Origin of the sequence: Pseudomonas sp. NIBRBAC000502773 (genome assembly GCF_006517195.1) — a bacterium.
Classification (GTDB): domain Bacteria; phylum Pseudomonadota; class Gammaproteobacteria; order Pseudomonadales; family Pseudomonadaceae; genus Aquipseudomonas; species Aquipseudomonas marginalis.
Genome location: NZ_CP041189.1, coordinates 1,608,695 through 1,622,554, shown reverse-complemented (window position 1 = coordinate 1,622,554; position 13,860 = coordinate 1,608,695). Strand labels below are relative to the sequence as shown.

The following is a 13,860-nucleotide window of genomic DNA, read 5'->3' as shown; positions in this document are numbered from 1 at the left end:
CTTGGGCGATTAGAACCTGCTCCCGGATCGGTCTTCGGACCTTGTTAGGGTGGGAGAGGGCGCGCTATATATCAAAGTGCCATCAAGGTAGTAATCGGGGTTTCCCTTAGTTGGATCCAAAGCCCTATGGAGGACCCGCGGCCGTTCTGGTTGGCGGTTTTCCGGCTTCTACCTGCCAGGCCACGGCGCTCAAGGCGTGTGGATCAAACGCGGATCGACTATGAGGTGCGTTTATTGACCGGATGGTCGAATTAAAAAAATTGAAAATAAATGTACGAAATGAACGGACTTGTATAAGTCAGTGCAAAAAATGACCCTTCTCCTGCCTGCGTACACTGGCTAAGCTCAGGGCTTCCCGATGCCCGCTCGAGGTTTCCCGCATGTCGCCATCCACGCCTGCCCTCGCTATCGCCCGCACCATCCTCGAAGGCTTCGACGATTACCGCGAACACTTTCGCCAGATCACCGATGGTGCCCGCGAGCGTTTCGAAAGGGCCCAGTGGCAACAGGGGCAGGCGGCGTCGGCGGCGCGGATCAACCTGTACGAAGACAAGGTCGGTGAAGTCAGCGCGCGCCTGCGTGCGAACTTCGAGGGCAGCGCATTGCTCGACATTGACCTATGGCCGCTGGTGAAAAGCGCCTATATCGGCCTGATCGACCTGCGCTTTGACGATGAGCTGTCCGAGACCTGGTACAACTCGATCTTCTGCGGCCTGTTCAGCCATGACCTGATCAGCGACGGCTGCATGTTCATCCACACCACGCGGCCGAGCCTGCGCCGGGCGCGGGCGGCACAAACCCGTATCTACGCGCCCGCCGGCCAGATTCTCGAGATGCTCGCGCAGATTTTTGCCGACTATCGTTTCAGCGAGCCCTACGCCGACCTGGCAGCCGACCTGCATCGCCTCGAAGCCCAACTGCGGGAAAACCTGCCGGACTGGGTGTGCAAGGACCCGGACCTCAAGGTCGAGCTGTTTTCCTCGGTGCTCTACCGCAACAAAGGTGCCTACCTCGTCGGGCGCATCTACACCCGCGACGAACAATGGCCCCTGGTGATCCCGCTGCTGCACCGCGAAGGGCAGGGCATCCAGATCGATGCGCTGATCACCGACGAGGCCGAGGTGTCGATCATCTTTTCGTTCACCCGTTCCTACTTCATGGTCGACGTGCCGGTGCCGGCGGAATTCATCGGCTTTCTCAAACGCATCCTGCCGGGCAAGCATATCGCTGAGTTGTATACCTCGATTGGTTTCTATAAACACGGCAAGTCGGAGTTCTACCGCGCGCTGATCAATCACCTGGCCACCACCGACGATCAATTCATCATGGCCCCTGGCGTGCGTGGCATGGTCATGAGCGTGTTCACGCTGCCGGGCTTCAACACCGTGTTCAAGATCATCAAGGACCGTTTTTCACCGTCGAAAAACGTCAACCGCGCCACGGTGATCGAGAAGTACCGCCTGGTCAAAAGCGTCGACCGCGTCGGGCGCATGGCCGATACCCAGGAGTTCGCCGACTTCCGCTTTCCCCTGGGCAAGTTCGAGCCCGAGTGCCTGGCGGAACTGCTGGACGTCGCCGCCGGCACCGTCGAAGTGGAAGGCGACACCGTGCTGATCCGCCACTGCTGGACCGAACGGCGCATGACCCCGCTCAACCTCTACCTGGAACACGCCAACCCCGCCCAGGTGCGCGAAGCCCTGGAAGACTACGGCCTGGCGATCAAGCAACTGGCGGCAGCGAACATCTTCCCCGGCGACATGCTGCTGAAGAACTTCGGCGTCACCCGTCACGGGCGCGTAGTGTTTTATGACTATGACGAAATCTGCTTTCTCACCGAGGCCAACTTTCGCCACATCCCCGCGCCGCGTACGCCCGAGGACGAAATGGCGTCCGAGCCCTGGTACTCCATCGGCCCGCTGGATGTATTCCCGGAAGAATTCCCGCCGTTCCTGTTCGCCGATGCCGGCCAGCGCAAATTGTTCGATGAGCTGCACGGCGAGTTGTACAACGCCGATTACTGGAAAGGTCTGCAGGACGCGATTCGCGCGGGGAAGGTGATTGATGTGTTTCCGTATCGACGCAAAGAGCGTGATCACTCATAAAAACGGGCGAAGGTTTTGCAACCATCCGCCCGCAGCAGTTTTGGTATGTGCAACTTTAGCGCTTATGGGCATCTGACTTATTCGTTGGTAACAACATAAGAGCAGAGCGTGTGGATGTTCAGGAAGGTTCCTTAAATTTTAAAACCGGTGGTATTTCCTCCCTGGCTTCTGAAGTTAACGCCCTTCTCTTTGCGATTCTCAGCACTTATAGCCTTAAACCAGGGCTGGTCACGACCCATCGTCGTCAGTTCGTCGGTGAGATTGCTTGCACGGTTTCTCTCGGTTGGGTTGGTGCCATTGGACTGAACATCGCGAGCTTGTTTATACAATCCCCCCATTTCCTTGTTAAACGCTTTGTCGGCTTTTTTATTCTCTCGGTAATCACTGAGTTTTTGCAGTGGATTTTTGCTTTGAGGGCTAACTTCAAGCTTCTTGATTCGCTGCTCCAGCAGGGTGATAGGTGCCTCATAAGCCGTTTTGGGCATGGCATTTATCGGGAAATCAACCGGTAGTTTTTCCAGCTTGTCTTTGGTTGTCCTGGCTTGATCAAGCTGTTTTTGTTGGGACGAACTCAACGCGGAGTAGGGCTTTTTGTCCACCAGCGAATGCGATGTATCGGCGCGGCTGGACGTCTGGAGCCAGGAACCTTGTGTTGAACGGCTTTCAGGCGCGATGTTCTGGTGTTTGTCGGAGTATCGGTTCTCATAGTTATAGGAGCCGCTGCTCGGGTTAAAGTTAGAATCAATAGGCATAAAATCTCCTTTAAAGCTGATGTACAGGACGTCTCAGTGTTTTCTTGGGGAGGCTGCGCCGCGCAACCGGGCCGATATTTTACAAGTTACTCATGAAGTTCATTCCTCGAATGGCCTGGCTTGTAGAATGATATTGCGAGATTCTATTCGCCGTCAGGCTTGTTGGCCGCTCCGATGAAGCTTGGCTGCTGGTTGATGTTGACGACGGCCTTTCGGTATAGGCCGGAGCAAACTCGTAGCGCGGTGGTGGCAGGGTATCTGCCGAGCGTGGTTGGGACCGCATGGACTCTTGGTAGCTCGGCGGCTGGCGCGGCGTTACGGAATCGATTGGCATATTAAGCTCCGTATTCAATGGGGAGTACTTTGAGTTGCTTGAGATATCTGGCAACTCATTGAAGCCTGCGTATCTCACCCATCAAATCGGACTTTCTCTTTTTAACAGTGTGACGGGCGCCCAAAGCCCTGTAGTACAAGTCGCTATTGGGGGCAGCCCTCATTTTAAACTTTGGACAATATGAACATCCCGAGCGTTGCCAGTCTGCTTGTAGCGCTGTTTGCGCTTCGATTCTCCGTCAGGTTGGTGGCCGGCTCGGCTGGAGTACGGCTATTACTGGTCGAAGGCTGCGTACCTGTTGCTTGCGCATCGCTCGGAGGGGGCTCATTGGGCCGCAGGTTCCGAGAACTCATTGCTTCATCGTATGAGGGCGGGTTGTCTGAGGGTGTAGTGGACGGCCTGATTTCCATGGAAGCTCCGTTTCACGTTAGGTGGGTGTCTGGAAGTCTCATTGAACCGTTCACGTGCCATCCATCCCATCGGACTACTGCTATTGAAACTACCGAATGGTCCACTCCGTGTCGTAGTAAATATCGTCATCGGCGGTAAGTCAGCGCAGTCCTGATTGACTGACCGTCTCCATACTGGTCGAAATCTGCGACAATCCCCGTCCTCTCTGATGACTTACGCTGCGCAGGCCTCACCTGCCTCACCCAAAAGACCCTTGCCGCCCTGATGACTGACCAAGCGCCCGCTATCGACCAACTGCTGAAAAACCTCGACCACGCCATGCTCGCCGACCGCCACCGCTTGCGGCGCCAGTTGCTCGAGCTGCGCAAGAAGCCCGACGAGGAGAAGCTGGCGCAGTGGGTGGTGCGCATGCAGGCGTCCTGCGCCCAGGTCACGGCACGGCGCGCCAGCCTGCCGGTGATTCGTTACGACGACAGCCTGCCGATCGCCGCCAAGCGCGATGAGATCAAGGACGCGCTGCAAAAGCATCAGGTGCTGATCATTGCCGGCGAGACCGGCTCGGGCAAGACCACCCAGTTGCCGAAGATCTGCCTGGAGATCGGCCGCGGCCAATATGGCCTGATCGGCCATACCCAGCCACGCCGGATCGCTGCGCGCAGCGTCGCCAGCCGCGTCGCCGAAGAGTTGGCCACGCCGCTGGGCGCGTTGGTCGGCTATCAGGTGCGCTTCGAAGACCAGAGCGACGCCAACACCCTGATCAAGCTGATGACCGACGGTATCCTGCTGGCGGAGACCCAGAACGACCGTTACCTGGAACGCTACGACACGATCATCGTCGACGAAGCCCACGAACGCAGCCTGAACATCGACTTCCTGCTGGGTTACCTGAAAACCCTGCTGCCGCGTCGTCCGGACCTGAAAGTCATCATCACCTCGGCGACCATCGACCTGGAGCGTTTTTCCAAGCACTTCGACGACGCACCGATTGTCGAGGTCTCGGGCCGCACCTTCCCGGTGGACACCTGGTACCGCCCGCTGACCCTGGAACAGGACGAGGAGGGCAACCGTGTCGAAGACGACCTGACCGTCGACCAGGCGATCCTCGCCACCCTTGATGAAATCGCCGCCTATGAGCGCAGCGAGCGCCGCAGTCCCGGCGACGTGCTGGTGTTTTTGCCCGGTGAGCGCGAGATTCGCGATGCGGCCGAGATGCTGCGCAAGGCCCAGCTCAAGCACACCGAGATCCTGCCGTTGTACGCGCGCCTGTCACCGGCCGAACAACAGCGCATTTTTCAGTCCCATCCAGGGCGCCGCGTGGTACTGGCGACCAACGTGGCAGAAACCTCGCTGACCGTGCCGGGCATTCGTTATGTGATCGACAGCGGCACCGCACGCATCAGCCGCTACAGCTACCGCGCCAAGGTGCAACGCCTGCCGATCGAGGCGATTTCCCAGGCCAGTGCCAACCAGCGTAAAGGTCGTTGCGGCCGGGTGGAGCCGGGGATCTGTATTCGCTTGTACAGCGAAGAGGATTTTATCGGGCGTCCGGAATTTACCGACCCGGAAATCCTGCGCACCAACCTCGCGGCGGTGATCCTGCAGATGCTGCACCTGCGCCTGGGCGAAATCACCGATTTCCCGTTTATCGAACCGCCGGACGGCAAGGCCATCAGCGACGGTTTCAACCTGTTGCAGGAACTCTCAGCCGTCGACCGCAACAGCCAGCTCACGCCATTGGGCCGCCAGTTGGCGCGCCTGCCGGTAGACCCGCGCATGGGCCGCATGCTGCTCGAAGCCGCCAAGCTCGGCAGCTTGCAGGAAGTGTTGATCGTGGCCAGCGCCATGTCGATCCAGGACCCGCGCGAGCGCCCACCGGAGCGCCAGCAGGCCGCCGACCAGGCCCATGCGCAGTGGAAAGATGCGGACTCGGACTTCGCCGGGCTGGTCAATTTGTGGCGTGGTTTTGAAGAGCAGCGCCAGGCACTCACCGCCAGCCCGCTGCGCAACTGGTGCCGCAAGAACTTCCTCAACTACCTGCGCCTGCGCGAATGGCGTGATTCCCATCGCCAGTTGAGCCTGATCTGCCGCGACATGCAGTTGACCGTCAACAAAGAACCGGCGGACTTCCCCAAGCTGCACAAGGCGGTGCTGTCCGGCCTGCTCAGCCAGATCGGCCAGAAGACTGAAGACGGCGATTACCTCGGCGCTCGTCAGCGACGTTTCTGGATCCACCCCTCCTCGGGCATCGGCAAGAAACGCCCGCAATGGCTGATGACCGCCGAACTGGTGGAAACCACCAAGCTGTATGCGCGCATGGTGGCGAAGATCGATGCCGACTGGATCGAACCGCTGGCCGGGCACTTGATCAAGAAAAACCACTTCGAACCCCACTGGGAGAAGAAGCGCGGCCAGGTGGTGGCGTTCGAGCAGATCACCCTGTTCGGGCTGATCGTGGTCGGGCGTCGGCCGGTGCATTACGGGCCGATTGACCCGGTGGTGTCGCGGGAGTTGTTTATTCGCGAAGGCTTGGTGCGTGGCGAGATCCAGTCCCGCGCCAAGTGCCTCACGGCCAACCAGCAACTGCTGGAGCAGCTCGACGAACTGGAAGCCAAGGCGCGCCGCCGCGATATCCTGGCCGATGAAGAAACCCTGTACGCGTTCTACGATGCACGGCTGCCGGCGGAGATCCACCAGACCGCCACCTTTGACAGCTGGTACAAGGTCAACAGCCAGAAAGACCCGCAGTTGCTGATCATGCGCGAGGAAGACGTGCTGGCCCGCGAGGCCAGTGAAGTCACTGCCGCCCATTACCCGGACACCCTGCACCTGGGCGACCTGGAACTGGCCCTGAGTTACCACTTTGAACCCAACCACCCCCGCGACGGCGTGACCCTGCGCGTACCGGCACCGCTGCTGCCGGCCTTGCCGCCGGAACGCCTGGAATGGCTGGTGCCAGGGCTGATCGAAGCCAAGTGCATCGCCCTGGTGCGCAACCTGCCCAAGGCCCTGCGCAAGAACTTCGTGCCGGTGCCGGATTTCGTCAAGGCGGCGCTGCAGCGCATCGAGTTTGGCCAGGGTTCGCTGCCCCAGGCATTGGGGCGCGAATTGCTGCGCATGACCGGGGCGCGGGTCAGCGATGAGGCCTGGACCGAAGCGGCGCAGCAGGTGGAAAACCATCTGAAGATGAACCTGGAAGTGGTCGACGGCCAAGGCAAGTTCCTTGGCGAAGGCCGCGACCTGGCCGAACTGACTGCACGCTTTGCCGAAGCCAGCCAGGCCGCGCTGGCCGTGCCGCACACCGCGAAAAGCCAGCAGCCGGTGGAGGCCAAGGTGTTCGCGGCGGTGGCCGAGAAAACCCAGCAGAAGATCGCCGGGCTGTCGATGACGGTCTACCCGGCGCTGGTGGAAGAAAACGGCACCGTGAAAGAGGGGCGTTTCTCCACCGCCGCCGAGGCTGAGTTCCAGCACCGCCGGGCGTTGCAGCGCCTGCTGATGCAGCAATTGGCGGAACCGGCCAAATTCCTGCGCGGCAAATTGCCCGGCCTCACTGAACTAGGTCTGATGTACCGCGAACTGGGGCGTATCGACGCCCTTGTGGAAGACATCCTGCTGGCCAGCCTCGACACCTGCGTGCTGGAAGGCGAAGCCAGCCTGCCCCGTGACGGTGCCGGTTTGGCGGCGCTGGCTGAACGTAAGCGTGGCAGCTGGACCGAACACGCCGAACGCCTGGCGCGCCTGACCCTGGACGTGCTGAAGCTCTGGCATGGCCTGCAAAAGCGCTTCAAGGGCAAGATCGACCTGGCCCAGGCCGTGGCCCTGAACGACATCAAGCAGCAATTGAGCAACCTGGTGTATCCCGGCTTTGTGCGCGAAACCCCGGCGCAGTGGTTCAAGGAATTGCCGCGTTTTCTCAAGGCCATCGAATTGCGCCTGGAGAAACTGCCGAGCCAGGTGCAAAAGGATCGGGTGTGGAGCAGCGAACTGGGCGGCCTGTGGGCGCAGTACCAGAACCGCTTGAACAAGCACGCCCAGGAAGGCAAGCGCGACCCGCAACTGGAGCTGTATCGCTGGTGGTTGGAGGAATACCGGGTGTCGTTGTTTGCCCAGCAGTTGGGGACCAAGGTGCCGATTTCCGACAAGCGCTTGAGCAAGCAGTGGAGCCTGGTCGAGGCCTGATCCCTTTCTCGGTTATCCAGACCAGACAGGTCCAAATGTGGGAGGGGGCTTGCCCCCGATAGCGATGTGTCAGTGACAGAACCTGTGTCTGGTACACCGCTATCGGGGGCAAGCCCCCTCCCACATTGAAACTTGATCGCGCTTTGATCAGGGTGTTTATCCGGCATATGGCGCCAAACCCCAGGGTTTGTGGCAAACTTCGCGGTTATAAATGCCGGGATCGTCGTGATGGGCTGGTGTGTAGCCACGGCGCGAAGGAATAAAGCGTTGCCAGTTTGATGTCCGCTGGGCGGAATAAAACTACTTAAAGTTTGGTACGTCGGTACCAATATCATCTGCCTGACAGATTTAGAGGAACGATCGTGCATAACGTCGTCATCAGCGGCACTGGCCTTTACACCCCTGCCAACAGCATCAGCAACGAAGAGCTGGTGCAGTCTTTCAATGCTTACGTGCACCAGTTCAACTCGGACAACGCCGCTGCCATCGAGCGCGGTGAAGTCCAGGCGCTGACGGAGTCGAGCGCCGCGTTCATCGAAAAGGCGTCGGGCATCAAGAGCCGCTTTGTGATGGACAAGGAGGGCATCCTTGACCCGCAGCGCATGGCGCCGCGCCTGCCTGAGCGCAGCAATGACGAGTGGTCGGTGCTTTGCCAGATGGCCATCGGTGCCGCCGAGCAGGCCCTGCAGCGCGCCGGCAAGACTGCCGCCGACATCGACGGTGTGATCGTCGCCTGTTCCAACCTGCAACGTGCCTACCCGGCCATCGCCATCGAAGTCCAGGAAGCCCTGGGCATCGCAGGCTTCGGTTTCGACATGAACGTGGCGTGCTCCTCGGCGACCTTCGGCATCCAGAACGCCGCCAACAGCATCCAGCTGGGCCAGGCCCGGGCGATCCTGATGGTCAACCCGGAAGTCTGCACCGGCCACTTGAACTTCCGCGACCGCGACAGTCACTTTATCTTCGGCGACGCCGCCACGGCCGTGGTCCTCGAGCGTGCCGACCTGGCGACCTCCGAGCATCAGTTCGACGTGGTGAGCACCAAGCTGCTGACCAAGTTCTCCAATAACATCCGCAACAACTTCGGCTTTCTCAACCGCGCAGCGGAAGAGGGCATCGGTGCGCCCGACAAACTGTTCGTGCAGGAAGGCCGCAAAGTCTTCCGCGACGTGTGCCCGATGGTCGCGGAACTGATCGGCGTGCACCTGGAAGAGAACCAGTTGAACGTGGCCGATGTGAAGCGCTTCTGGCTGCACCAGGCCAACCTGAGCATGAACCACCTGATTGTGAAGAAACTGCTGGGCCGCGAAGCCACGGTGGAAGAAGCACCGGTGATCCTCGATACTTACGCCAATACCAGCTCGGCGGGTTCGGTGATTGCATTCCACACCTACCAGGACGATCTGCCCAAGGGCGCTGTCGCGGTACTCAGTTCGTTTGGCGCAGGCTATTCGATCGGTAGCGTGATCCTGCGCAAGCGTTAAGACAATCGAGGTCTTGAATGGCAGCAGCGGACGACGCGCACCTGCTTGAACGACTGCTCAAGGGCGAGCAACGGGCCTACAAGGAATTGGTCACCACGTACCAAAGCGCGATGCGGGCGGTGGCGTATGCCATCGCCGGCCAGCGGCATGCCGACGAAGTGGTGCAGGACGCCTGGCTGTCGGTGGTGCGCAACCTGGCCAAATTCGAAGGGCGTTCCAGCCTCAAGACCTGGCTGCTGACCATCACCGCCAACGCCGCCAAGGGGCGCTACAAGCAGAATCGCCGGGAAGTGCTGCTCGACGACTTGCCTTCGCCCCATGGCACCATCGGGGATGACCGCTTTACCGCCGATGATGGCCACTGGGCCGTCGCCCCGTATGCCTGGCACCAGGACACCCCGGAAGCCTTGCTGACCGAGGATGAACTGCGCAAGTGCCTGGAGCACACGTTGCTGAGTTTGTCCGAACTGCAAAGCAGCGTGCTGGTGCTGCGTGAACGCCAGGGCCTGGAACTGGAGGAGATCTGTAATCTTCTGACGCTCTCACTCTCCAATGTCCGCGTGCTGTTGCATCGAGCACGGCTTAAAGTCTTCGCCACGGTGGAGCATTTTGAGGAAACGGGCGAATGTTGACCTGTAAAGAACAAGTGGCACGTTCCAGTGACTATCTCGATGGGCAATTGACCTTTCGCGAACGTCTGCTGGTGCGTCATCACTTGATGTTCTGCCCCAACTGCCGACGGTTTATCCGCCAGATGCGCCTGCTGCAGGCGACGTTGCGGATGCTGCCGCAGGAACCGGTGAAGGATGTGGACGCCTTGGCGCAACGGCTGGCTGCCGAGCGGCTCAAGGACCAGAAAGGCGGGGAATAAGCAGGCTCGCGTGGGGAGATCGGACGGATGATGGGGACCGGTCCTCCCACGCAAGTCTGGTACAGCCACCTTGGGCCTTCCTGGCCCAAGGCTTTCAACTTTTACATTTAGAACTTGGCTTCTGCATCCAGCTGGAAGGTGTTGGCTTTGGCGCTACCGTCCACCAGCGTGCGGCTGTAGGTGTCGGTTTTGGTCAGGAAGTAGGTTGCGCCGACGGCGAAGTTCTTGTCGATGTCATAGCCGACTTTGAACTTGTGACCACGGGAACCGGTGAAGCCGCCGCCGAAGTCCGAATCGGTGAAGGCACCCACCACGGCGTTTTTCTGCACGTCGCGATAGTTGTAGTCCAGGTTGAAACCGAACACCTTGGACTTGGCACCCAGCAACCAGGCAGTGTCCGCATCGTCGACAGCGTCATTGTTTTTCACGTACTGACCATAGAACGACAGGGGGACCGCCAGGCCGCCGATATCGACTTGACCGAAGCCTTCATACAGGCGGAACTCGCCGTTGGGGGTGTTACCGTTGGTGGCCAGCACGTTCGGGGTACTGGTGCCTGAGGCGCGGCTGTCTTCATCGTTCTGGTAGGCATAGACGCTGCCGCCCAGGGTCATTTTCAGGTTGTCGGTCACCGAGAAGCGGGTCCCCAACTGGCCGGTGGTCAGGCGCAGGTCATGGCGGTACTGCACGCCGTCACCGTCCACGTTGTCCTTGAGGTTGTAGTTACCCAGGCTGCCGAACAGCTCGGCGCTGCCGCCCAGTGGGTACTTGTAGGTGAGTGCCAGGCCTTCCGGGTTGATGTCGCTATCCCAGATCACATCGCCCATGTTGACCCAGGGCTGCAGCATTTTGCCGCCAATGATGTGCAGGTTTTTGATCTGGTCGGGGTGGTAGTCGATATAGCCGAGGTCCAGCCAGATCGATTTTTTATCGAAGTAGCCGTCCAGGTCCTGGTTGGTGGAGCGCGCATCGCTGCCGCCGCCGGTGGCGATACGGATACCGGTGTCCACCTGTGGGTTGATTTCGGTGTAGGCGCCGAGGCGTGCGCGGATCCGTTCGCGGTCCTTGTCACGACCGGTGACGCCGGCGCGGGTAACGCCATTTTCGCCTTCGACCTTGATGGTCTCGTGGCGCATGCGCACATCACCCTTGAACTGAGTCTTGGCGGCCCAGGCCAGCTTCTGGTCGAAGCTGCTCAGCTCGTTGGTTTTCTTCGCGGTGGCCGCGATCTGTTCGTTGGTCTCTTGTTGAGCTTGCCGTGCGATCTGCTGTTCTTTCTGGTCTTTGGCCAACTCGTTTTGCAGTTCGGTGTACTGCGAAGCGGTGATCTGGCCGTTGGCCTTGAGCATGTCGAGCAATTTAGCGTCGACTGCAGCGCCGGCCGGAACGCTCAGGGCCAGTAACAGGCCACCGCACAGGGCCGCTGCAGTTTTAGTGGAAGCAAGACGCATATCAATCTCCGAAAGTGAGGAGGGATGGCAAACCATCCAGGACACAACCGACCGATGACGGACGGAAAAATAACCACCTGATAGAACCAGGCGCTCTAAAAACAGGCGTCAGTATCACGATCGTTTATGACGGAGCAGTGGCGAAGTGATGTCATGTAGATGACAAATTATTTAAGAATGGAACTATTGATTTAGAGCCTTGTCGGGCGATTCGGGGGTGTGCCCGGACCTGCGATAAGCGATACTCGCCAGGCTTTCATGCCATGACGTAGTGAGGATGCCAATGCCGCTGCAACGCCTGGACAACCTGTCCGAAATCGCTCCGCAGGCCTGGGACGCACTGGTGCCGGACGCCCAGCCCTTTGTGCGGCATGCCTTCCTCAGCGCGCTGGAAGACAGTGCCAGCCTGGGCCCTCAATCGGGCTGGCAACCCGAACATTTGTTGCACTGGGAAGGCGACCGCCTGGTGGCGGCATTGCCCAGTTATCGCAAATGGCATTCCTACGGCGAGTACGTGTTCGACCATGGTTGGGCCGATGCCTGTGAGCGTGCGGGCATTGATTACTACCCCAAGCTGCTGACGGCCGTACCGTTCAGCCCGGTCAGCGGCCCCCGCTTGTTGGCGGCCAGCGCCGACGATGGGTTCGAACTGCTGAAGAGCCTGCCGGGCTATCTGGAAATCGAAGGGCTCTCCAGTGCCCATATCAACTTCACCGACGGCTTGGCCGATGAGGCGTTAGCCCAACAACCGGGTTGGTTGCAGCGCCTGGGCTGTCAGTTTCACTGGCAGAATCGCGGCTACCGTGACTTCCAGGATTTCCTCGACGCCCTCAGTTCCCGCAAGCGCAAACAGATGCGCAAGGAGCGTGAACAAGTGGCGGGGCAGGGCATCGACTTCGAATGGTTGCAAGGCCACGAGTTGAGCGAGGCGCAGTGGGATTTTGTCTACGCCTGCTACGCCAATACCTACGCTGTACGCCGCCAGGCACCGTACCTGACCCGCGCGTTTTTCAGCCTGCTGGCCGAGCGCATGCCCGAAGCGATCCGTGTGGTGCTGGCCAGGCAAGGCACACGTCCGGTGGCCATGGCCTTCAGCCTGATCGGTGGCGACAGCTTCTACGGCCGCTACTGGGGTTGCCTGGCGGAGTTCGACCGGCTGCATTTCGAAACCTGCTTCTACCAGGGTATGGACTACGCCATCGCTCATGGCCTGCAACGCTTCGACGCCGGCGCCCAGGGCGAGCACAAATTGATTCGCGGGTTTGAACCGGTGATTACCCGGTCGTGGCACTACCTGCGCCACCCCGGGTTGAAGAATGCCGTCGAGGATTTCCTCAAGCGCGAGCGGGTGGGGATTGTGGCGTATGCCGAAGAGGCGAGGGCGGCCCTGCCTTACCGGCAGGGCTGACCCTTTGCCTCAGACCGGCTCCTCCTTGCCCAGCCATCGATAGACAACACCGCCCGCCACCGCACCCAGGATCGGCGCGAGCCAGAACATCCACAACTGCTGGATCGCCCACCCGCCGACGATCAAGGCCGGGCCGGTACTACGGGCCGGGTTGACCGAGGTGTTGGTCAAGGGGATGGAGATCAGGTGGATCAAGGTGAGGGCCAGGCCAATGGCGATGGGCGCGAGGCCCTTCGGGGCACGGTGGTCGGTGGCGCCGAGGATGATTAGCACGAACATCGCTGTCATCACCAGCTCGCAGACAAACCCCGCTGCCATTGAATAGCCGCCCGGCGAATGCTCGCCATAGCCGTTGGAGGCCAGCCCGCCGGCCAGTTCAAAGCCCGGCCTGCCACTGGCGATGAAGTACAACAATGCGGCGGCGACCACCCCGCCAATGACTTGGGCCACGATGTACGCCGGTAACTCCCTGGCCGGAAACCTCCCGCCCACTACCAGCCCCACCGATACCGCCGGGTTGAGGTGACAACCGCTGATATGCCCGATGGCCACCGCCATGGTCAGCACCGTGAGCCCGAACGCCAGGGCCACACCCAGCAACCCGATCCCGACGGCGGGAAACGCGGCGGCCAACACCGCACTCCCGCAACCGCCCAACACCAGCCAAAACGTTCCCAACCCCTCTGTGACTGAACGCTTGAACAAAGACATGCAGCACGTCCTTGATAGATCGCTCTACCCAATCAGTAAATCAGTGATGCTCCCTGCAGATTTACTTCAGCGCCCGTCTGGGCACTGCACTGAGTACAGCACGGTTTTTACACAAATCCAGGCCACCCAATGTGGGAGGGGGCTTGCTCCCGATAGCGGA

At 60.1% G+C, this 13,860-nt stretch carries 9 protein-coding genes; 6 read left to right on the top strand and 3 right to left on the bottom strand.

All coding sequences use genetic code 11. From position 1 onward, the window contains the following. Positions 1-380: 380 nt before the first annotated feature. Positions 381-2,102, top strand: coding sequence for a bifunctional isocitrate dehydrogenase kinase/phosphatase (aceK, locus tag NIBR502773_RS07355; RefSeq protein ID WP_141155747.1), 1,722 nt, complete (start codon positions 381-383; stop codon positions 2,100-2,102). A 131-nt stretch (positions 2,103-2,233) separates the two neighbouring features. Here aceK and NIBR502773_RS07350 read toward each other — a convergent pair whose 3' ends face one another. Then, positions 2,234-2,854 carry a hypothetical protein gene (locus tag NIBR502773_RS07350; protein WP_141155746.1) on the bottom strand — a complete coding sequence of 207 codons (621 nt, stop codon included), beginning with the start codon at positions 2,852-2,854 and terminating at the stop codon, positions 2,234-2,236. Between the two features lie 1,009 nt (positions 2,855-3,863). Between NIBR502773_RS07350 and hrpA the strand changes: the two genes are divergently transcribed. The 4 genes from hrpA (at position 3,864) to NIBR502773_RS07330 (ending at position 10,130) form a co-directional block, all read left to right on the top strand. Beyond that, the gene (hrpA, locus tag NIBR502773_RS07345; RefSeq protein WP_141155745.1) at positions 3,864-7,775 is read left to right on the top strand and encodes an ATP-dependent RNA helicase HrpA; all 3,912 of its coding nucleotides are present in this window, start codon (positions 3,864-3,866) and stop codon (positions 7,773-7,775) included. 362 nt (positions 7,776-8,137) lie between these two features. Further along, positions 8,138-9,259: a beta-ketoacyl-ACP synthase III gene (locus tag NIBR502773_RS07340; RefSeq protein ID WP_115488411.1), complete on the top strand. Its 1,122-nt coding sequence runs from the start codon at positions 8,138-8,140 to the stop codon at positions 9,257-9,259. 17 nt (positions 9,260-9,276) lie between these two features. Continuing rightward, positions 9,277-9,891, top strand: a complete 615-nt coding sequence (locus tag NIBR502773_RS07335) for an RNA polymerase sigma factor (protein ID WP_065940633.1) — start codon at positions 9,277-9,279, stop codon at positions 9,889-9,891. Continuing rightward, positions 9,885-10,130: an anti-sigma factor gene (locus NIBR502773_RS07330; protein ID WP_027603752.1), complete on the top strand. Its 246-nt coding sequence runs from the start codon at positions 9,885-9,887 to the stop codon at positions 10,128-10,130. The genes NIBR502773_RS07335 and NIBR502773_RS07330 overlap by 7 nt, the downstream gene beginning before the upstream one ends. A 107-nt stretch (positions 10,131-10,237) precedes the next feature. Here NIBR502773_RS07330 and NIBR502773_RS07325 read toward each other — a convergent pair whose 3' ends face one another. Then, positions 10,238-11,581: a putative porin gene (locus NIBR502773_RS07325; RefSeq protein ID WP_065940632.1), complete on the bottom strand. Its 1,344-nt coding sequence runs from the start codon at positions 11,579-11,581 to the stop codon at positions 10,238-10,240. Between the two features lie 283 nt (positions 11,582-11,864). On the opposite strand from NIBR502773_RS07325, the gene NIBR502773_RS07320 reads away from it, so the two are divergent. Further along, positions 11,865-12,989 carry a GNAT family N-acetyltransferase gene (locus NIBR502773_RS07320; RefSeq protein WP_141155744.1) on the top strand — a complete coding sequence of 375 codons (1,125 nt, stop codon included), beginning with the start codon at positions 11,865-11,867 and terminating at the stop codon, positions 12,987-12,989. Positions 12,990-12,998: 9 nt separating this feature from the next. Here the strand turns inward: NIBR502773_RS07320 and aqpZ are convergent, their stop codons facing one another. Next, the gene (gene aqpZ / locus NIBR502773_RS07315) at positions 12,999-13,700 is read right to left on the bottom strand and encodes an aquaporin Z (RefSeq protein WP_141155743.1); all 702 of its coding nucleotides are present in this window, start codon (positions 13,698-13,700) and stop codon (positions 12,999-13,001) included. Positions 13,701-13,860 lie beyond the last annotated feature (160 nt).

Excerpts from the sequence above, each read along its gene's own strand:
- NIBR502773_RS07320 (WP_141155744.1), top strand. The coding sequence starts at position 11,865 with ATGCCGCTGCAACGCCTGGACAACCTGTCCGAAATCGCTCCGCAGGCC.
- NIBR502773_RS07350 (WP_141155746.1), bottom strand. The coding sequence starts at position 2,854 with ATGCCTATTGATTCTAACTTTAACCCGAGCAGCGGCTCCTATAACTAT.
- aqpZ (WP_141155743.1), bottom strand. The coding sequence starts at position 13,700 with ATGTCTTTGTTCAAGCGTTCAGTCACAGAGGGGTTGGGAACGTTTTGG.
- hrpA (WP_141155745.1), top strand. The coding sequence starts at position 3,864 with ATGACTGACCAAGCGCCCGCTATCGACCAACTGCTGAAAAACCTCGAC.
- aceK (WP_141155747.1), top strand. The coding sequence starts at position 381 with ATGTCGCCATCCACGCCTGCCCTCGCTATCGCCCGCACCATCCTCGAA.
- NIBR502773_RS07325 (WP_065940632.1), bottom strand. The coding sequence starts at position 11,581 with ATGCGTCTTGCTTCCACTAAAACTGCAGCGGCCCTGTGCGGTGGCCTG.
- NIBR502773_RS07330 (WP_027603752.1), top strand. The coding sequence starts at position 9,885 with ATGTTGACCTGTAAAGAACAAGTGGCACGTTCCAGTGACTATCTCGAT.
- NIBR502773_RS07335 (WP_065940633.1), top strand. The coding sequence starts at position 9,277 with ATGGCAGCAGCGGACGACGCGCACCTGCTTGAACGACTGCTCAAGGGC.